Origin of the sequence: Neisseria sp. P0016.S008 (assembly GCF_051957775.1) — a bacterium.
Taxonomy (GTDB): Bacteria; Pseudomonadota; Gammaproteobacteria; order Burkholderiales; family Neisseriaceae; genus Neisseria; species Neisseria flavescens_B.
This window is the reverse complement of sequence record NZ_JBQCWB010000003.1, coordinates 274,774-295,752: the sequence shown is the minus strand read 5'-3', so window position 1 is coordinate 295,752 and position 20,979 is coordinate 274,774. Positions and strand designations below refer to the sequence as shown.

General features: G+C 45.3%; 15 protein-coding genes. 4 read left to right on the top strand and 11 right to left on the bottom strand.

Annotated features, from left to right (window positions below; translation table 11 throughout):
* Positions 1–3: 3 nt before the first annotated feature.
* The 9 genes from ACTHS8_RS05600 to galE form a co-directional block, all read right to left on the bottom strand.
* On the bottom strand, positions 4–1,026 hold the full coding sequence (locus tag ACTHS8_RS05600; RefSeq protein ID WP_440373199.1) for a lysozyme inhibitor LprI family protein: 1,023 nt from the start codon (positions 1,024–1,026) through the stop codon (positions 4–6).
* Between the two features lie 105 nt (positions 1,027–1,131).
* Positions 1,132–2,346 carry a sodium/glutamate symporter gene (gltS, locus tag ACTHS8_RS05595; RefSeq protein WP_440373198.1) on the bottom strand — a complete coding sequence of 405 codons (1,215 nt, stop codon included), beginning with the start codon at positions 2,344–2,346 and terminating at the stop codon, positions 1,132–1,134.
* Positions 2,347–2,563: 217 nt separating this feature from the next.
* Complete coding sequence (locus ACTHS8_RS05590) at positions 2,564–3,970, bottom strand: tetratricopeptide repeat protein (protein ID WP_188208912.1); 1,407 nt, start codon at positions 3,968–3,970, stop codon at positions 2,564–2,566.
* A gap of 367 nt (positions 3,971–4,337) precedes the next feature.
* Positions 4,338–5,597: a capsule biosynthesis protein gene (locus ACTHS8_RS05585; RefSeq protein ID WP_440373197.1), complete on the bottom strand. Its 1,260-nt coding sequence runs from the start codon at positions 5,595–5,597 to the stop codon at positions 4,338–4,340.
* Between the two features lie 136 nt (positions 5,598–5,733).
* Positions 5,734–7,848 carry a capsular polysaccharide biosynthesis protein gene (locus tag ACTHS8_RS05580; RefSeq protein ID WP_063076565.1) on the bottom strand — a complete coding sequence of 705 codons (2,115 nt, stop codon included), beginning with the start codon at positions 7,846–7,848 and terminating at the stop codon, positions 5,734–5,736.
* A 34-nt stretch (positions 7,849–7,882) separates the two neighbouring features.
* Positions 7,883–8,422, bottom strand: a complete 540-nt coding sequence (gene rfbC / locus ACTHS8_RS05575; protein ID WP_002251782.1) for a dTDP-4-dehydrorhamnose 3,5-epimerase — start codon at positions 8,420–8,422, stop codon at positions 7,883–7,885.
* A 53-nt stretch (positions 8,423–8,475) separates the two neighbouring features.
* Positions 8,476–9,342 carry a glucose-1-phosphate thymidylyltransferase RfbA gene (rfbA, locus tag ACTHS8_RS05570; RefSeq protein ID WP_063076566.1) on the bottom strand — a complete coding sequence of 289 codons (867 nt, stop codon included), beginning with the start codon at positions 9,340–9,342 and terminating at the stop codon, positions 8,476–8,478.
* Between the two features lie 73 nt (positions 9,343–9,415).
* Positions 9,416–10,483, bottom strand: coding sequence for a dTDP-glucose 4,6-dehydratase (gene rffG / locus ACTHS8_RS05565; RefSeq protein ID WP_070826780.1), 1,068 nt, complete (start codon positions 10,481–10,483; stop codon positions 9,416–9,418).
* 116 nt (positions 10,484–10,599) lie between these two features.
* The gene (galE, locus tag ACTHS8_RS05560) at positions 10,600–11,616 is read right to left on the bottom strand and encodes a UDP-glucose 4-epimerase GalE (protein ID WP_440373196.1); all 1,017 of its coding nucleotides are present in this window, start codon (positions 11,614–11,616) and stop codon (positions 10,600–10,602) included.
* Positions 11,617–11,837: 221 nt separating this feature from the next.
* Between galE and ACTHS8_RS05555 the strand changes: the two genes are divergently transcribed.
* The 4 genes from ACTHS8_RS05555 (at position 11,838) to ACTHS8_RS05540 (ending at position 16,018) form a co-directional block, all read left to right on the top strand.
* Positions 11,838–12,068, top strand: coding sequence for an acyl carrier protein (locus ACTHS8_RS05555; RefSeq protein ID WP_003747973.1), 231 nt, complete (start codon positions 11,838–11,840; stop codon positions 12,066–12,068).
* Between the two features lie 3 nt (positions 12,069–12,071).
* Positions 12,072–13,511, top strand: a complete 1,440-nt coding sequence (locus tag ACTHS8_RS05550) for an AMP-binding protein (protein WP_222570703.1) — start codon at positions 12,072–12,074, stop codon at positions 13,509–13,511.
* Position 13,512: 1 nt separating this feature from the next.
* Positions 13,513–14,883, top strand: a complete 1,371-nt coding sequence (locus ACTHS8_RS05545; protein WP_222570704.1) for an XcbB/CpsF family capsular polysaccharide biosynthesis protein — start codon at positions 13,513–13,515, stop codon at positions 14,881–14,883.
* 85 nt (positions 14,884–14,968) lie between these two features.
* On the top strand, positions 14,969–16,018 hold the full coding sequence (locus ACTHS8_RS05540; RefSeq protein ID WP_063076571.1) for an acyltransferase: 1,050 nt from the start codon (positions 14,969–14,971) through the stop codon (positions 16,016–16,018).
* A 71-nt stretch (positions 16,019–16,089) separates the two neighbouring features.
* Here the strand turns inward: ACTHS8_RS05540 and ACTHS8_RS05535 are convergent, their stop codons facing one another.
* Both ACTHS8_RS05535 and ACTHS8_RS05530 read right to left on the bottom strand, forming a co-directional pair.
* Positions 16,090–19,701: a CDP-glycerol glycerophosphotransferase family protein gene (locus ACTHS8_RS05535; protein WP_440373195.1), complete on the bottom strand. Its 3,612-nt coding sequence runs from the start codon at positions 19,699–19,701 to the stop codon at positions 16,090–16,092.
* Positions 19,702–19,794: 93 nt separating this feature from the next.
* A complete protein-coding gene (locus ACTHS8_RS05530) occupies positions 19,795–20,898 on the bottom strand; it encodes a stealth family protein (RefSeq protein ID WP_222570706.1) in 1,104 nt (367 codons plus the stop codon).
* Positions 20,899–20,979: the final 81 nt, after the last annotated feature.

Here is a 20,979-nt window from a genome sequence, read left to right as displayed (position 1 = left end):
GTTTTAGTTGATGGAATAGCCGCGCAGGTATTGCGTGCGCTCGCGGGTCATGCGGGTTTCACACTGCAGACGCAGGTATTCTGCTTGTGCGGCGCTGTCTGCGGACGCGGCGGCTTGTTGGCAGTTGAGTTTTTTGCTTTGAATCCAGGCGCGTTGCTCGCCGAGGATTTGTTGTTTGACATCGCTGTCTAAGCCGCCCCAGAGGTCGTTGATTTCGCCGTCCGCCTGACGGTTTTGCGCGCGCGCGTTGTCAAGTTCGCTTTGGCTGAGGCCGGGCGGCTCGTTGCGTTGGGTTTCATGGTCGGGGCGCAGGACTTCGTAATCTGAATCGTCGCCGTCATCGGTCAGGCCGGCAGCCTGGCTGGCGGCGTTGTTTTCCAGGATGTCTTGCGGATTGAGGGTGGGCGGTTCTTCCGTGTTTTGGTTTTGCAGCAGTTTGATGGCCTGCTCTTTGGACACAGGTTTGCCGTCTATCATGATGATGCTTTTCACGCCGTAGGGCAGCAGGGTGGCGGAAAGGGTTTGGGCGGTGGAACTCAGGGTATTGTCTTCGAAAACCGGTTTGCCGTCTTTGTCGGGGGTGTAGAGCAGGGTGGTGCTGAACGTGTTATTTTCAAAAGTCAGGTTGCTGCCCATCAGTTTTTGTTCGAGCATGTCGGACAACGGGGTGTTGCCGTAAATCAGCGGGCTGTTGTCTATGGCCGTTTTGAGGATGGTGTCGGGAATGCGGATTTTGAGGTTGGCGCGGCAGATGGCTTTGCCGTTGTCTTCGGTTTCTTTGGGGTCTTCAAGCAGGGTTTCTAATTCGAGGCCGGCGGCGATGATTTTATCGGCATCGACGAATTGGCGGTTGTCATTGCGGGCAAAGGAGCGCGCTTGTTGTTTGAGGGTGTCTTCGATGGTGGTACGGATGTTTTGCAGTGTGGCCGGTTGGGCGCAATCAAGTGCGGCTTTGGGCTCTTCTTTGCTGCATGCGGCAAGCAGAATCGTGCTTAAAATCAATACGGAAGCAGTTTTTTTGTACATGGGTACTCCTGAAGATGACGGCCTTTCAGACGGCCTGACGTGCTTATCATAACAAAAGCACTTGCAGCAAGTAAATGCGGCAAGTGCTTTTCTATGTCAGACGTATCAGCCTTTGATGACGCTGATGAAGCCGGAGAGGATGGCGGCGTTGAGCAAGTCAACGAAGAACGCACCCACCATAGGCACAATCAAGAAGGCTTTGTGAGACGGGCCAAAAGTTTGGGTAATGGACTGCATGTTGGCAACGGCAGTCGGGGTGGCACCCAAACCGAAGCCGCAGTGACCGGCTGCTAATACGGCAGAGTCGTAATCGCGACCCATGAAGACGTAGGTAACGAAAGTGGCGTACAGAATCATCACGACGGTTTGTACGGCCAAGATGATGGTTACAGGGCCTGCCAGACCGGTCAATTCCCACAGTTTCAGGTTCAGAAGAGCCATAGACAGGAAGAGGGACAGGGAGGCGTTACCGAATACGTCGATGGCACGGTCAAACATATTGACTTTGAAGGCGGCAGTCAGGACGTTGCGGATGACCACGCCTGCAAACAGACACCATACGAATTTAGGCAAGTCGAAGAAGGCTTTGTCGTAGCTGTCCACGATTTCGGCAAAAGCCAAACAGCCGGCAAACATAGCCAGGGTTTCGACAGCAGATTCGGCAGTAATCAGGCGGGTGCGCTGTGCTTGTTCGAAGATGTCGTCGGCAGCATCGTTGTCGTCGGATTTGGCAGTTTTGACGACAGGTTTACGGCCCATTTTGTTGATCAGACGGCGTGCAACAGGACCACCGATCAAACCGCCGAATACCAGACCGAAAGTGGCGGCAGCCATACCTAGGCCGGTTGCGCCGGTCAGGCCGAATTTGCTTTCAAAGTCAGGACCCCATGCGCCTGCAGTACCGTGACCGCCGGTCAGGGTAATCGAACCGGTAATCAGGCCAATCAACGGATCCAAGCCCAATGCGCTCGCCAAGCCGACACCGACAAAGTTTTGGACGATGATGAATGCACCCACCACGGCGGTAAAGATAACCAAAGGCAAACCGCCCGCTTTCAAACGGGAGAAGTCGGCGCTCAAACCGATGGATGTGAAGAAGATGAGCATGAACGCATCTTGCAGCGGTTTTTCAAATTTGAAGCTGACGCCGTAGGCTTCGTGCAGGGCGAACAGGACGATAGCGGCAATCAAACCGCCGGCGACCGGCTCGGGAATATTGAAGTCTCTTAAGAATTTGATTTTTTGAACCAGAAATTTACCAACCAGCAACACGAGCGTGGCGGCAATCAGTGTGTAATAACTGTTGAATTCCCATTCCATGTTGTTTCACCTCCTAGAAATGTTTTTCCGAGTATCCGTTTTCGTTCCGGATGTAGTGTGTTTCAACGCTTGGCGTTATCCGCCGAGTGTCATGGTATTGATGCGCGGACAAGGTGTTTTCAGAAAGAAATGAAAACGATGACGTGTCCGTGAAAAATAACTGGCAAATATTAGGGGAATAGTTAAAGATTGTCAAAAAATGCGAGTGTAAATCTTTTCAGACAGCCTTTTGCCCGATGGCATGGTGCGTTTCGCGGCGCCATTGTTCTAATAGGGATGTTAAAGATTCGGCCGAAGTGTGGCCGTTGCTGATGGCGGCCTGCAGCCAGTAGCAGGCGGTCGGAACATGACAGCCGACGCCTTGTCCGTGATAGTAAAAACAGGCGAGGTGGTATTGGGCGGAAGGATGGTTTTGTTCGGCAGCGATGGCGTACCAGTGTGCAGCCGACCGAGGGTCTTGCGCCGTACCGAGGCCGTAATGGTAGATGCGGCCTAAGGCTGCCGCCGCGTTTTTATGGTGGAACTCGGCAGCTTCCATGTAATTCTTGCGTGCGGCATTGTAGTCGGCGGGACGGCCGATGGCGTGGGCTTGTGTTTCCGCCAAACGGTATGTAGTCTCGGTTTGTTGCTGTTGCAGGGCGGCAGTTTTGATTTGTTCGTATTGTTGCGGATGGTACAGCGCGGCGTCGCTAATGAGTTTTTGCGCGGCGGCGGCAGAACCCAGCGCGGCGGCACGGTGGTAGTAATCATGCGCAATATGGTTGTCGGCTTTGATGCCGAGGCCATAGCGGTAGAGGTCGCCCATGATTTTCAGGGCTTCGGGATGGTCTTTCTCGGCGGCGACTTTGGCATAGCGCGCCGCTTGGAACGGATCACGTTCGGAAAGTTCGCCGGTCAGGGCGTATTGGGCCAGCTTGGCCTGTGCTTCCGCTTGCTCCTTATCGGCGGCACGACGATACCATTCTAAGGCTTCGGGTTTGCGTTGGGCGGCAAGAAGGTCGGCCAGCAGGGTTTGTGCGGCGATGTGGCCGGCTTGCGCGGCTTGTTCGAGGTATTGTTCGGCTTGTGCGTGGTTGGGGCTGATGCCTGTGCCGTAGAAGTAGATTTGACCGAGTTGCCAGCAGGCTGCAGTCACGCCGAGCGCGGCCGCTTTTTCGTATTGTTCGATGGCAGTTGCAACGTCGCCTTGTCGTTGATGATGGCGTGCCAGATGGTAATATGCAGGCGCGGCATATCGGGCGGCGGCAAGCTCTGCCCAGTAGAGCGATTGTGGATCGTTGCGTTGCGCATGGTAACGCATGAGGATTAATTGGGCTTCAAGATGACCTTGCTCACCCAGCCAGGCGTATTCGTTAAGAAGCTGTCCGGTCGGGGTGCCGTTGCGTTCGCGTTGTTGCAGCAGGATAAAGAGTGCCTTGGGATGGCGTTGGGCTGCGGCGGCTTCCAGCCATGGAAGTGCCTGCTCCGGATGACCGTTTTGCAGCAGATGATTGCCCAATACAAAAGCAGCTTCCGTATATCCCTGCTCTGCGGCCTGTTGCAGCAGGGGCAGGGCTTGGGCGGTATTGGATTGTTCCAAAAGGGCGGCGGCTTGCCGGTAGAGGATATCAGGAGCGACGGTCATGGTTTGCGGGCGGGTATAAAGTGGAAGACGGATGCTGCGGCATATGGGCGGCGATACCGGTTGAGGGCTTTGTAAAAATATTGCTCGGCATAGTTTTGCAGAGTGTATTGCCTTGCTGGCTTATCTGTAGGATGTTTGGCTTGTTATATTGTTTTGCCTGGGAGTACATCCATATTTTGTGTGTTACAAAGGGCTCAGGTTGAGTCGGTATGCGCTCATGACAGCTCGGTCATTATACTGTTTTTGTAATTTATTGTTAATGATAAATGCAGGTTTTTGTGTTTTATTTACATGGCAGTAGCTAAGGTATTGATTGCTTCAGGCCGTCTGAAATGTTTTCAGACGGCCTGAACTTTCTTTCGCTAAGTCAGGTTGTTGGTGTGGAAGAGTCGGAGGTTTTTTTGTTGGGGAAAAACACCTGACTGTAGAAGTTGCCGTTAATTTGGGTCACGTTGAGGTGGTACATTCGGTAGGCATGGAACAGCTCTTTGTCAGGCGGTGTCGGATGATTCCAAAATTCTGCCAAGGTATTTTGGTCAGTAATGCCGGGAATATCATAATAGGCACGACCGAGCACTTTGACAGGCATATTGTGAATCAGTCCGGACAGGCCGCTGGTGCTGTTGATGGTAACCATGCCGAGACCATGGCGCAGGAAAACGGGCAGGGGGACATCATGGACGTAAGTCACGCGGCCTTTGAGTTCGGGGTGTTCTTTGATAAAGCGTTTAATGTCGCGCCAGTAGTCGATAAAGCCGCGGTCCATCGGATGATGTTTGATGATGATGTTGGTATCGGCAGGCGCGTGTTCGGCAAATGAACTCAAAACATGGAGCAGGAAGCTGCGGACGCTGGGAAAGTCGCAATGGATACGGACTTGGCTGTCGTTAAATACCTGCAAGGGAACAATAAAAAACTTGCCGTATTTGCCTGCTTCCACACGTTTGGCGATTTGGATGTCTTCAATATAGTAGTTCAAACGCTTGAGGATGGAGAGCGACCACAGTTTGAGATAATGGCTGGCATTGGGTGCGCGGTGGTGGATGTAGTCGGGGTATTTGCGTGGATTACGGAATAATTCGATATAGTAACGGATGGCGTTTTTTGCCATGGGCGTAAAACCGCCGCGTACCGGCGTTGGTGCTTTATATTCTTGCTGGGCAAGCTTAGGGAATTGTTCAAGAAAAAAGTCAGCACGGCGCGGCAATGGGGAGAATGCGTTGACGCCGTCTTTTTCTAAGGTGATGTAGTAGGGGCGGAAATAGCCTTCTTCAAACGCCCAGAAACTGGCTTGGTTTTCGTTTGCAATTCGTTTTGCAATGACGTGATAAGGGCGTGTGTCGCCAAAGCAGACAACCGCCTGGATGTGATGTTGAACAATATATTCTTGCAAAAATTCAGGAAAGGCCTCGTAGTCGTCGTTAAAAACAACGGTATGCGCTTGAGTGGGCGGATAAAAATAGTCGTCGCCTGCATTAAAGTTGAATTTATGTACTGTTTTGCCGTTTGCAGTCAGCCAGTCGGCAAGGCGCAGAAAAAAATCGCCGACAGGGCCTTGAAGCAGCAGGATATTTTCTGCGCTTTCAAGCAGGTTTTGCAGGTTGTTTTTGAGGACAGTCTGTTTCATGTCGCAATGTGGTTTTGTTTTTTATGTAATAGTTTTAGGTTGAACTTTAAAGCATACGCCAAGAGAATTAACGATGCAAAGGCAATAATGCCGCAACAGAGGCAAACTTATGACGTATTGTTAATTTAGATGGCGTTTATTTGAAAGATCGATATAGTTGTTTGATTTTACATAATTTTTTAGCAAAGTACCCGCGATGTAATCCGTTGTTGTTTTTTTGCATATTTTTTTGACGTATCAGGATTTGGGCTGCGGTTTCCGCATTGATGGCCTGATGGGTTTCGGGGTGGATGTAGTCGGGGTAGTGGATGAGCGTGCCGGCAATCAGCTGCCAAAGCTCAAGCCTGCGGCTGCGGCGCGGAATGGGCAGCAGATCTCGGGTAAGCCCCCAACCAGCGTAAAAAGGCAGGCCGTAGCAGCTGACTTTTTTGCCGCGCAACAAGGCTTCAAAACCGGTCAGCGAAGTCATGGTATGTACTTCGTCTGCGTATTGGAGACAGGTCAGGATATCGGCTTGCTCGGCGGTTTGGTCTGCATATCGCGCCGTATCTTCAGGGGAAATATGGCCGATGCGGTTACCGCTGACTACATCGGGATGCGGTTTGTAGATGATATAGGCATCGGGATTGCGTTCGCGCACGGTACGGAGCAAATCCAGATTGCGATAGATTTGGGGCGAACCATAGCGGATAGACGCATCATCTTCAACCTGGCCGGGAACGAGGATCACGGTTTTGTCGGTTGATGGAGCGGTAAAGTTTGAGCTGCCGACGTTGTATTTGCTGATGTGGTTTTCGGTCAGCATTTTTTGCAGCTTTAAGGCCGTCTGAAAGTCTTGATCGTCGAAGTTTTGGTTTTGCAAGATGTGTTCAAGACGGGACGGGGTTTCGGCATTGAAATAAATGCCCATATCGTCGGTAACGAGCGACAGCGGCGGCACTAAGTTGGAGCCGAGTCCAACCGAGCGGATAAAGCCGTCTTCCATGCGCAGCAGGGGGATGTTGTGTTGTTTGGCAAAACGGACGATGGCCTCTTTGCCGTTGCCCCAGGCAAGGATGCGTGCATCGTCGGACAGTTTGACCCCGGCCAGTTTTTGGGTGGAAGAGATAAATTTCAGACGGCAAGAGGGTACGTTAAAGAACGGTTTGGCAACCGCGCGTTTCCATAAAGACATACCGACGCAATACAACTCGCCACGCAATTTGTCGTTTTTGCGTTTGACCGTCGCCAGATAGTCGATGACATCAAAGAGGCTGCCTGCTTCGCCGGTATTGGGGTTGAGGTAGCGGCTGTATTGCAGATAGGCTGCGGCGAAGAGTTGCAGCAAGTTGCGGGGGGCGCGGCGTTGGGTTTGAACAAGGCTGTCGATTTTTGGATGGCGGTCGTCGCTTACGCCCCATCCGGCATACCACGACAGGCCGAAGGTGGTCAGCGGTTTACCGCACAAAAGCGCCTCAAAACCCATTTGCGAGGTAACGCAATAAACTTTATCGACGTTTTGCAACAAGGAAATCGGATTGATGTCTTCTGCCAAAAGATGGACGCGGTGTTGCTGCGCCAGTTGGGTCAGATAGCCTTGTTTTTTGCCGCACAAAACATCGGGATGGGTTTTTACCCAGATATCGGCTTGCGGGTTTTCATTTAAGGCCGTCTGAAACATCAATTCAAACGTAGAGGCGTCTGCGCCGCCATATTGGATGGCCATATCGCCGAAGGTTTGGTCGATGATGAGGACGGTTTCAGGCTTGGATGGGGAACGTAAAGGATGATCGTCTGAAAGTTCGGGCGCGTGGTTGTATTTGGACAGGTGGTGTTGTAGGATGAAATCCATCGCCTGCTGCGCCTGAGCCAAGGTTTTAGACGGCATGGTATCGGCGGCAAGAATCAGTTGTTCCAAACGCGAAGGACGGGTGGTGTCGTAGTAGATACCGATATCGTCATAGACGATGGAGTAGGGCGGATAACCGGCGACCCCTAGTCCGACTGAACGTAAAAAGCCGTCTTCCAAAGCAATAAAGGGAAGCTGGTGTTCGGCAGCAAACGCACGCGCTTTGTGTGTCGTCGGGCGCAAACCCCAGCCGACCACAGCCTCTGCTCCTTTTCCGTCTTTGCAGATATGAAACTCGGGCAATAGGGTGGAGAGATGGGGGATTTTGCGAATGCCGCGAGAGGGGATGTAGGCGTTTTTCACAATGCGTTTTCGTCGATTATTGTTATTAATGGATTGTAGGCCGTCTGAAAAGAGGAGCATTCTTGCAGACGGCCTGAATTATTTTTAAAACTTTTTAAAACGTTACCGCTTCGGCCAATACTTTGCCGGCCAAGTCTTTAGGCGACAGGTTCGGCTCGCCTTGCAACGGCCAGTCGATGCCGACGGTCGGATCATTCCAAATCAGCGAGTGTTCGGCTTTGGGGTTGTAATAGTCTGTACATTTATAGACGAACTCGGCTTCATCGCTCAGTACATAGAAGCCGTGTGCGAAACCTTCGGGTACCCACAGTTGGCGTTTGTTTTCTGCGGACAGAATCTCGCCCACCCATTTGCCGAAAGTGGGGGAGTCTTTACGCATGTCGACGGCTACGTCGAATACTTCGCCGACAACCACGCGTACGAGTTTGCCTTGTGTGTTTTCAGTTTGATAGTGCAGGCCGCGCAATACGCCTTTGCCGGATTTGGAGTGGTTTTCCTGCACGAAGGTGCGTTCGCAGACTTGGGTCTTGAACCACTCGTCGCGGAAGGTTTCCATAAAAAAGCCGCGCGCGTCGCCGAAGACTTGCGGCTCAAGCAGTTTTACGTCAGGAATGGCAGTATCAATGATGTTCATCGTTTTATCTTTCATCTAAAGGCCGTCTGAAAAGTTTCAGACGGCCTCAAACATTATTTTTTCAACAGGCGCAGCAAATATTGGCCGTATTGGTTTTTTGCCATCGGGCGCGCCAGCTCTTCCAGTTTTTCATCGGAAAGCCAACCGTTGCGCCAAGCGATTTCTTCCAGGCAGGCGATTTGCAGGTCTTGGATGTTTTGCACGGTTTGGACGAATGAAGCGGCTTCGTGCAGGCTCTCGTGGGTGCCGGTGTCTAACCATGCGAAACCGCGTCCCAAAAGTTGTACTGACAATGAACCGTCTTCCAAATACATTTGGTTGAGGTCGGAAATTTCCAATTCGCCGCGGGAGGACGGTTTGATTTGTTTGGCGAACTCGACGACGTGTCGGTCGTAGAAGTACAAGCCGGTTACCGCCCAATCGGATTTGGGCTGTTGCGGTTTCTCTTCGATAGACAGGGCGTTGAAGTTGTCGTCGAATTCAACCACGCCGAAACGCTCGGGGTCTTTGACTTGATAACCGAATACGGTTGCGCCGTGGGTCTTGGCGGCGGCTTGTTTCAATGTTTGCGTAAATGATTGGCCGTAGAAAATATTGTCGCCCAAAACCAAGCAGACATTGTCATTACTGATAAATTCTTCGCCGATGATAAATGCCTGTGCCAAGCCGTCCGGACTGGGTTGCACGGCGTAACTGATGGAAATGCCGAAATCGCTACCGTCACCGAGCAGGCGTTTGAAAGAGGCGTTGTCTTCGGGCGTGGTAATCACCAAAATATCGCGGATTCCTGCCAGCATCAATACGGACAGGGGATAGTAAATCATGGGCTTGTCGTACACAGGCAGCAGTTGTTTGGATACGCCGCGCGTGATGGGGTAGAGGCGCGTGCCGCTGCCTCCGGCAAGGATAATGCCTTTCATGGGTTTTCTCCTGAGTAGTGTGTGTTTGCGTGATTTTCAGACGGCCTAATATGGGAACAGACCGTCTGAAAACTTATTTTCCGGTGCCTAAACGTTCCAAACGATAGCTGCCGTTCAATACGTTTTGCCACCAGGTTTTGTTGTCCAAATACCATTGTACTGTTTTGCGGATACCGGATTCGAATGTTTCCTGCGGTTTCCAGCCCAGCTCCCTGCCGATTTTGGCTGCGTCGATGGCGTAGCGCACGTCATGGCCGGGGCGGTCTTGTACGAAAGTAATCAAATCTTCATAACGTGCCACACCGGCCGGTTTTTCAGGAACAAGCTCTTCCAGCAGGGCGCAGATGGTTTTGACGACTTCAATATTGGCTTTTTCATTGTGGCCACCAATATTGTAGGTTTCGCCGACAACACCTTCGGTAACAACCTGATACAGCGCGCGCGCGTGGTCTTCGACAAACAGCCAGTCGCGGATTTGCATACCGTCGCCGTACACAGGCAGCGGTTTGCCATCGAGCGCGTTCAGAATCATCAAAGGAATGAGTTTTTCCGGGAAATGGTACGGACCGTAGTTGTTGGAGCAGTTGGTTACGATGGTCGGCAAACCGTAAGTACGCAACCATGCGCGGACGAGGTGGTCGCTGGATGCTTTGGAGGCAGAGTAGGGGCTGGACGGCGCGTATGGTGTGGTCTCAGTAAACAAATCGTCTGTGCCGTGCAAATCTCCATAGACTTCATCGGTAGAAATATGGTGGAAGCGGAAGGCTTCGCGTTTTTCAGACGGCATTTGTTGCCAGTAGGCGCGGGCCGCTTCAAGCAGATTGAATGTGCCGACGATATTGGTTTGGATAAACTCGCCTGCCGAATCGATAGAGCGGTCGACATGGCTTTCCGCAGCCAAGTGCATCACGGCATCAGGCTGGTGTTGTGCGAATACGCGGTCGAGTTCGGCGCGGTCGCAAATATCCACTTGCTCAAAAGCATAGCGAGGATTATTGGCTACCTCGGTCAAAGATTCCAAATTGCCGGCATAAGTCAGCTTATCGACATTGACGACAGAGTCTTGGGTGTTTTGGATAATATGACGGACAACGGCAGAACCGATAAAGCCCGCACCGCCGGTAACAAGGATTTTTTTCATAAGTTTCAGAGGATAGTCAAAATGATATAAACGGATTATAGCAGACAGAAAGTGTGTTTTTCAGATAAAGAGGCCGTCTGAAAACATCTCTTTCAGACGGCCTGTATCAGGTCAACTTAATCGTCGTAGCCATTTGGGTTGTTGCTGACCCAACGCCATGAGTCTTCCATCATCTGCGCCAAATCACGCTTGGTTTCCCAACCGGTTTGCGTTTTGGTGTAGGCAGGGTCGGCGTAACAAACAGCAATATCACCAGGGCGACGGTCTTTAATTCGATAAGGAATTTTCAGGCCTGAAGCAGCTTCAAAGGCTTTGATCATATCTAGTACGGAATAGCCGTTACCTGTACCTAAATTGAATATATGTACGCCGGACTTGGTTGAATGGCTTTGCATAGCTCTCAAATGGCCATCAGCTAGATCAACAACATGGATATAATCACGTACACCTGTACCATCAGGGGTGGGGTAGTCGTTTCCGAATACTGACAACTCTGTCAGTTTACCCGAAGCGACTTGGCAGATATACGGTAAGAGATTATTTGGAATACCATTGGGGTATTCTCCGATTAAACCACTTTTGTGTGCGCCTACAGGATTGAAATAGCGTAGCAGAATCACGCTCCAGCGTGGGTCAGCTTTTTGAATATCAGTCAAAATACGTTCAACCATATATTTTGATGTGCCGTAAGGATTGGTTGTACCTCCTACTGGCATATCTTCGGTAATCGGCGTGCGAGCAGGGTCACCATATACTGTAGCAGATGAGCTAAATACAATACTGAATACTCCTGCCTTAGCCATTTCTTCTGCCAAAATCAAGCTACCCGACACGTTGTAATCGTAATATTTCATAGGTAGTGTATTGCTTTCTCCTACCGCTTTCAAACCGGCAAAGTGCATCACAGTTTGGATTTTATGTTCGGCAAAAATCTTTTGCAGTATAGCACGATCTCGGATATCTCCTTGATAAAAAGGAATATCCTTGCCAGTGATTTTTTTTAGACGCGGCAGAATGTTGATACTGGAATTGCACAGATTGTCGAGAATTACAACATCATAGCCCGCTTCAATCAGCGAAATAGCGGTATGAGAACCGATAAAACCGGTACCGCCGGTGATAAGAATAGTCATTGGTTTTCCTTAATTAAAATTGTGTCTGGAAGTCGTGAAACCGGTTGGCTGAAAATACAAACGCTTTCAGATGATCTGGTGTAAGTGTTGTCAAAGAGGGATTGCTTTATTTGGATATTGTATATTTAGTTACCTGAAAAGTAAAAAAATATGGGATAATCACAGTGTTATGCACAGGGTGCAAAGCGTTATCATTTCAATTTTAATAAAAGGATCTTACCATGTCAGTATCTAACGAAGTTTTGGCGTTGATTTCACAAGTTGCACAAAAACAAGTGTCAGCAAATGAAGAATTGTTGTCTACAGGACTTATTGATTCTGTGAGCGCAATGGATTTGGTTATGGCCATCAAACAAAAATTTGATGTTGATTTGCCGTTTGAGCAACTGGTTGATATTTTGGCAAACTCAGCCAATATCATTCAATATGTTGAAAATAATTACAAAGGCTAAATCATGAAACAATTAAATGAATTCCAAAATCTTGATGATTTTTTGGAATACCGTTTCAGCCAAACTTCGGGAAAAGCGTTAGTTAATGATACTCAGGAATGTTCTTGGGAAGAGTTGCGTGTAAAAATAGCCGCATTTATCGAGGCTTACAAAAGCATAGCAGATATTACCAAAAACATTCCTTTAGTGTTGCACGGCCATAAAGAAATTGATTTTGCAGTGGCAATTTATGCCTGCTTATTAAACAAAATCCCTTTTATTCCGGTGGATAGTATTTATCCTGAAAGCCGTCTGAACAATATCTGCCAACTGTCGAAAGCACGCTTTGTGTACCGTTCGGCAACGCAAACTTTTGAAAAGCAGACTGACGAAGAAGTAGAGCTGGCTGAAAAAGATTTGGCTTACATCATGTTTACTTCAGGAACAACCGGTGCACCTAAGGGGGTGCAAATCGGTCGTGAAGCTGTATTCAACCTGATGAAATGGATGAAAGAGCAGCTTAATTTAGCCGCACCTAATGTGTTTATGAATCAGGCTCCGTTTGCGTTTGATTTGTCAATGTATGAAATCTTTGGCAACTTGGCTTACGGTGGTTGCATTGTCATGAACAGTCGTGATGCTATTTCTAATCCTGCCACCTGGATTGATTTTTTGGCCAAACAACAAATTACTACTTGGGTTTCCACGCCTTCTTTTGCCATGCAGCAGCTGCTTAACCCTAAATGTAGTCAGGCTACTTTACCGAGTTTGAAAGAATTTTTGTTCTGTGGCGAAAAACTTGGCAAACCAGTAGTAAATATGATTTTTCAAAAATTTCCCGGTGTCCGTGTTATCAATACCTATGGTCCGACTGAAGCTACTGTAGCAACAACTTACGTTGATATTACGTCTGATATGCTGGCGGCAGAAGAAGAGTTGCCTGTAGGCGTTGCCGTGCTTAATTCCAAATTAGAGATTGTTGACGAAGAGATTTGGATTAGCGGTAACCATGTAATGCGTGGCTATCTGAACAACGAAACTGAAAATGCTAAACGCTTGGTAGTACACAGTGCAGATAACCGTACTTATAAAACAGGTGACTACGGTTTTGAAAAAAATGGATTATTCTATGTACAAGGCCGTAAAGACGAGCAGATTAAGCTCAATGGCTACCGTATCGAACTTTCAGAAATTGAAGAAAAAATCCTTAACCTTAAGGAATTTGCCTTTGATAATGTGGCAGTAGTGGCGTTGAAGCGCAACACAGGCGCAGTATTGCGTTTGGTGTGTTTCTATACAGCCAAGCAAAGTGCAGATACTCAGGCGATCAAAGACGCATTAGTACAAAATTTACCGTCTTACATGATGCCGTCTGAATTTATTCACATTGATGAAATTCCAGTCAGCACCAACCACAAAACCGACAAAAAAGCATTGTTGGAAAAATATCAGCAGGGTTTATAAAATGGATTTATATAAAATTCAGCAAAACATCTTACGAAAAGCCAAGATTGATCCTCAAAAGGTTAACGCTTGGATTTATAACAATCAAAGTATAGTGTTTGATTTTCTGTTGAACGACTATTTTGTCAGCGTCAGTTATACGGTAGTAGGACAAACCTTTAACTTTATTGAGCGTAATAAGAGCAAGGTTTCTAAAATTTCTATTTTCCCAAAATTCCTGAAATATATTTCAGAAGTCTATGGAAGTTACCCACAATCGGTTAATCAAGAAAAGACAGTATTGTCTTTTAAATTTGCTGAAGCCGATTGGGCAAAAATTGAGGATAAATTTAGTGAGATTTTAGAAGTTACTTCCATTTATCTTGGCAGCGAATTGTGTTACATCCTGAATGTTGAAAAAAATAAAGGCATTAATTTAGCCGAGTATTTGGATAAGCCGGAAATTGAATACATTGGTGTCAAAGGCGACAGTAATGAGTTTTTCCTAAGCTATGCTCGGAATCATGGTCTAAGTGATTATGTTTATGAGCTAAATAATAGAGGCTTTTTAGCTGTTGAACACAAAATGGGTGTAAGTGTGTTCCGTCGTGTGAACAAGCACAGTTATAAAGATCTTTTGGCTTATTTCCCAGACTCTTTCCATGAGTTGGAAAATGTTATTTATACTGTTGAAGCACCGAAAGTATTAAGTGCCAACAAGAAAAACGTATTGGTGTTGTTCTCTTATACCAATAAGAGCAATGAGAATATGGTTGACCGTTATTATAGCCACCCATTTCCATTTATCAGCAACAGTATCATGCCAAATACTTATATCATCCGTATGGCTGATGTATCAGACGCGTTTGGCAGTCACGGTTTGAATACAAAGTTTGATGAAAATATCGAAGACAATATCCAGCGTTTCATTAAGAGCCTGATGAGTATTTATGGCGTAGATAAGAAAAACGTAGTCATTTGCGGTGCATCATCAGGCGGTACTGGGGCGGTATATCACGGCTTAATTGGTGGGTACAAAACCTTTGCAATCGACCCATTTTTGGGCAACCATAAATACTATGGTGGCAAAGATCCATTGTATCTGCACTCTATCCGTACGCCGATTTTGGAGACTTTCAAAAAGCTACCAGATGTAATTGATCATAACCTTGAAAATCAAGTGGTCATTTCATCGGCTAAAGTATCAGAGTTTTATCCGGATATTAAAGAGCTGAAAGAAGCATTGCCTACGATTGTATTATGTGAGTTTGACTTTGAAAAAATTCAAAAGCACATAGATTTTTCAGGAAATACAGTATTCTTGTCCAATACCATTATCAATAATTTGCTGTTGGACATCCATATCACTGATTCGGACATTAATCTGAACTAAATGCGAAGTAAATAGACAGTAAGTTTAAAATTTACTGTCTATTTTTTTAATATTTGAACCATATTTATCATGTTTGGGGAATGTAATGTTAGGTAAAACGACTGAAGAATTTCAGCAAGAAATTCTTAAAAGTATCAAATTAAAGAATACGTCTGTTGATGTTTATTATCAGCAGAATGTGTACTGCAATTTCAAATCTGACCGTGAAACCCCATTTTCTGTCAGCTTAAATTTGAATTGGCAGAAGATTTTCCTGTTTTATCGTAATAAAAGTGAGATAAATAATATCGGAGAAATGTTTCCAAACTTCAGTTTATCTAAGCAGGATGGAGATAATGTATACATTTATGATGTCAGTGCTTTGGATTTTGCCCAAACCTGTGCGGTCTTTATCAAATTGGCCGAACGTGCGGAACAATATTTTTCTGAACGTCCAGTAGTTAACAGCCGCAAAAAAGAAGTGATGTCAGGTAATTATATTGACACCTCCGGAAATAAAATTACTGCACCTGATAATCTGCGAAACTGTCATTTCCAATTTCTAGGAGGAGGTGGGAATGAAGTTGTTATCCACCCTAATGCAAACTTGCGTAATGTATTTTTGGAATTTTTAGGTAAGGACAGCAAAGTCTATATTGGAGAAAATGTTTCTATGCAAGGCCAATGGTGTTTGGGAGTAGGCTGTACGATTAACATCGGCAGTAAAACTACCAGTACCAATCCGGTTTATATTACTGTTGCCGAACATACAACCTTGTCCATTGGTGAAGATTGTATGTTTGCCACTAATAATCAAATCCGTACTGATGATGCACACCCGATTTATGATGTTCATACTGGAAAACGTTTAAATGTTTCTAAAGACATTACCATTGGAGACAGAGTGTGGGTAGCCTATGGCGCAACAATTTGGGGTGGTACAAAGATTGGTAGCGGTAGTATTGTTGGTGCATTTTCGGTAGTGAAAAAACAGTTTCCTAATAACTGCGTTATTGCAGGAGTGCCGGCTAAAGTTATACGCAAAGATGTATTTTGGGAACGCAATAATGTTTTATATACAGATATAGATGAAGGTAAGGATTTGACAGAAATGAATCATGTTACCTATATCAATTCAACAGTAGAACTTGATTAGTGAATCTAATAGTAAAGGCCGTCTGAAAACATAAAAGTTTTCAGACGGCCTTTTTTAAGATAAGACAGAGATTACTCTAAACAAGCCAATTGTTTTTTCAGACACTCAGCCTGTAATACCTTGTCACCTTTAGCTTCGGCTATTTCAGCTGCCAGCTTCCAATATGCTGCTGTATCTTGTAGAGAGAGACTGTCAAAATAACGTTGTGCTGCCTGATGATTTTTCAGACGGCATAAAGCAGTTGTATAAAGATACATCGTTTCCGGTGAGGTTTGTGCAAAATCAGCCAATATTTTGGTGACAGACTCCCAATCTTGGTTTTGAGCAAGTTTTTCAGCTTCATACAAGGCCAAAGATGGATTCTCAGGATATTTTTGGCGCAGTTGAGCCAAGAGATATCCTTCGCCGTCAGTGTTGCCGGTGGCGTACATTTTTTTCAGATAATCGACTGTTAAATCTTCAGGAATTAAGAGCAGATTTTCTTCAAAGGCACGGTTAAGCTGGGTAAATAGTTTTTCAGAATCACCGCGTAATTTTGCCAGTCTTGCAATGGCGATACGGCAACTTGGATCATTCTGAGTATGTTTTTCAAAAGCAACCAAATACTGATGCGCGCCTTGTAAGTTACCAAGTTTCATGCAGAGGTAAGAAGCCAATAGCTCGGGTTTGAGATAACCTTTTGTGCGATCATCCAAGCTATCAATATACGTTTTCAGTAAAGCTAATGCTACAAAATAATTCTGCTCCGATAGCTTTTGTGCTACGGCTAACAAAGGTTGATATGAATCGGGTAAGTCTGTACCTATCCGGGCAAACAGTTTTTCAGACGGCCTTTTTGCTTGATGAAACGAGGCTGCAAGTAATGCTATAAGTAAATCATTTTGCGTTCCTATATGCTCGTTTTCAGCAAAAAATTCCGCCCCTTTAACGGCATTACCGATATATAAGTCCATTTTCGCATTCCAGTAACCTGCGGTATCGGGATAATCAGGTAACAGGTTTTGCAAAGTATCAAACTGTTTGCTCTCAAATAAAGCGTTCAGATAACGATGGCGATAATCAGTTGTTTCTTCCGCATTCAGACGGCCTGTATCAAGCAGAGTTTGAATACGGCTTGCAGCCAAGTCCCATGCCTGATGATTTTCTGCTTGCTCAATCATATCGACCAGAATCGGTAGATTGTCGACAGTTTCGGCATGATCAAGGGCGATAATAGCTTGATACACACGTTCGCAGTTACCACCTTTTTGAAATGGGAAGGTAGCACGGATACGTTCAAGATATTTTGGTTTTAAACCCGTTTTGAGAATATTTTCTAGTTCATTAAATGTTTCTTGTTCAGTTAACGTGACTGGCCCAAAGCCAGAACTTTCATAGTCAAACCATCCCCTTTGGAGGGTATGGGCTCCAGAGAAAAATTCTTGTTGATCAAATTGATAATAGATAATAGATTTATTCAGATATGCCATATCAAAGGCTACAGAGGAATAGTCAGTAATTAAAATTGATGATTGGCCAAATAAGGTTTGTATACTTTCTATAGCACTTGATCCTTTCCAAACCTGAATGTAATTAGGAATATCAAAGAAGTCTAAATAAGGCTCAATATTTGGGTGTGGAGCAAATATAACTTCATAGTTAAACTTTTCTGCTAATTGTCTTAAATTTATAGAGTGCAAAAAATTAAACCAATGTTGTGCATAGGAAGTTTTCATAAAATCACTATTTAACGCACGTGTGTTGCTACCGCGACCAATATTTTGTCCTACAATATTGTTTCTCCAAGTAGGCATAATTAGGATTTTTCTACTTTGATCAATATTTTTTGATACTAAACTATCATAACGAGGAAAGCCTGCTAACACTGTTTCTTTTTTTGTTAGCTTATAGCGGCTAGGGTTAGCTATGATTGTTTGATATTCAGGGGTGGCAGTAGTAATAAAACAATGTAGATTAGTTTTAGTATTGAACCATGCAGAAAGGTCGTTTTGGGTGACTCCATGTTGAAGGAAGACAAATTTTTTGCTGTGTTCGTATAAATCCCCAAAATAATTGTTGATGTGTTTTTCCAAATGACTGGAAATGATTTTTTCAGCTTTACGCAAACGTTGTTCATATTCACTACCGCCGAATTCTACAAGTTTGAAGCCCTCCTGTTCGAGACGGTTCCAGTCTGGGGCAGTTCTGTTAAGTACGAAATAGCAAGTTTGCTCTGGGTGGTTCTGCATCATATAACGATAAAAATGCTCGGCGTTGTCGTCAGCTTTAGTTTCCCTATCCATTAAGAGCCAGCTGCCGTCTGAAAGGTATTTTTCAGACGGCGTAAATAAACCGATAAGTTCATTTAATGCAATGCCGTGCATAAAGGTTTTACCTTTAATCGAAATCCGCATTGCTTTTTTGTTTAGTAGGATATTAATTTTGGCGTTGTCTGCAACATCACCATAGGGAACCCACAAACGTTTTTCGTAAACAAATAATTGTTCATTTAGCTTATTGACCACGCTTTTTGCATAGGCGGGAATAAGCTCATGCCCATCGGCCTGTACAGAATATGGCTGGTCAAAATAGGTAAAATAGCTGATAAGGAACTGTTTGCGTTCACGATCAATGTTTTCAATATAGGCGATTTGGAATGGCGGCTCGCTCTGTTTGAACATTCCAAGCATACCAACCTTATGGAATAGCCATACTCCTGCTAAGCCAAATTCCATAATATTTTTTTGATCAATATAATTAAAAACCTGCTGCATTAGATCATAAAAATGTGATTTTTGTTTGGCATCCAACAAATCTAGACGTTCAGGTCTATTAAGCAATTGTTGAATATACCAAGCCATATCATATAATGCGGTTTTTTGTATTGAGGAGGGTACATGCCCTAAGCGGTTTTTATAGTTTTGAAGCATAGGCAAGAAGCCATACTCAAAAACATTAGAAAACTTTTCTACTTTTTGCCAAGAAGTATCTAAAGTGGATGTACCACTTTCACGTTTACGATAGAAATAGACGGCATCTCTGTCAAACACAGCTTTTGCGTCCTGCAAATCTAATAAATAGTCTGCAATAAATTTGCCATCTTCAAAGTTTGGCTTAACATTGTGGTCAAACACCAAATTCTGTTTTTTAATATGGCTGACTCTGAAAAAGGTTGAGGCAGCAGACATATTGATGAATTTATCGAGCTTGGCAACATCAATAACGTGGGTTTTGTCAAAACGGAATTTTAGAGGATGACTATCTTTAATGATATTTTGATTTTCAAAGAAAAACTTCATATTAGTAGCTACAGTTACTGCCGACGGATGTTGGCTAATTTGCGTATCTACTGATTTGAAGTAGTCAGGGTGAAGATAATCGTCAGGGTCAGTAAATACTACCCATTCAGTTTGTGTATGTTGCAAACCCAGATTGCGTGCCGAGGCCTGGCCGCCATTTTCTTTGTAAAAATAATGGATATTTTTTGGAAACTTGGCTTGCCATCGTTTGATGATTTCTGCCGAATGGTCGGTTGATCCATCATCTACTAGAATGATTTGAATGTGTTTTTTGAAATTCAAGCTTTGTTTGACGATACTGTCAAAGTATTCATCTAGGTATTTTTCGACGTTATAAACGGCTGAAACGATTGTAAATTGATTATTACCTTCGTATTTTAAGGGAAGGTATTTTTTGAGTTTCATTACGCGTTTGGCGTACATGTCGCGGAAAAAGAGTTTAGGGTCTCGTAAGAGCTTCCGAAATTTTTTATTGTTCATTTTTTTGACCTTTTATTTTTATTTGGTTTTGAAGTAATTTTCCAGCATTTGAATCAGTTTGTCCTGGTAGTTTTCAATCTGTTGCTGGCTGTGAAAATCGTTGGCACAAAAAGAGTGTGGCTGCCGCCCAGTTTTTTTATTTTCTAAGAGCTTGATATATTGGGCAGGCGCTTTGTTGGAGCGGATATTAAAATAATAACATATTTCATTACCTACTGTAGATTTCCTGTTTAAAAACATCAGCCAAGGTACGAGGAAGGTGGCAAGGTTGAGATCGTGGTTAGAACGGAAACGGTTGGATAAAAAGGCTTCAATCTCAGTACGGTAGTGCTGCCAAGCAAATTGAAAGCTGCTTTTATGCAGTGGAATATAGGTGTGTACTAACGGACGGTCGATGTGGCAATCGTAGTGCTGTTGTAATAGTGCGATGCAGTTTTTTGAGGCGGAAAGAGTGGGTGTATCGGTTCCTCTTTCGGACATTTGTTTTAGGCTTTTGTCTGCAATAAATAGTGAAGCAATGCCGTTGGCGTGAAAGAAGTGTTCCTTCGGTAATGGACGGGCAACAAATACATCATCGTTAAAATAGATGAAGTGTTCATTTAGATTGGGAATGTTGTGCAGGTGTGCTTCGATTACATGCGAATTGAAGGTGGGCAGGTATTGCGGGGCAATGATTTGACTGTGATCTATTATGCTGACGTTGGGATAGTCGACGGGATTGAGCCAGTCGGGGCGTTGGTTATCGGTAATGATGTAGATATGGTTGACCCACGGCAGGAAGGTACGCACGCTGTGAAGTGAATAGTAAAGTTCGTTGTGGTTGCTGAAACGGGCTTCGTCATTATTGTGAAGTGCGTTTTGTTCGGCAGTAGGGCTATATTGGCGGCGACGCTGCTGCCATTGGGGATCTTGGTTATTTACCCATGTGAAAACGACATCAACTTTAATAGGGGGAAGGTTGATACTCTTTTCAAGTTCGGCTAAATACAGGCTGTTGTCGATAATGACCGGTTCGTCAGACTCTGTTGTACGCTGTTCGGCGTTGCGGACAGGGTATCTTTTGTTGAGATAGTCGCGGAAGAATACACCTGGTTGTCGAATCAGTTTTTTAAGTTTTCTCATGACGGTATTCGCTGTAATGTGATGTTTTTTGATACTTATGTCAGGTTTCAGACGGCCTAATATTTCATCAGGTGTTATAAT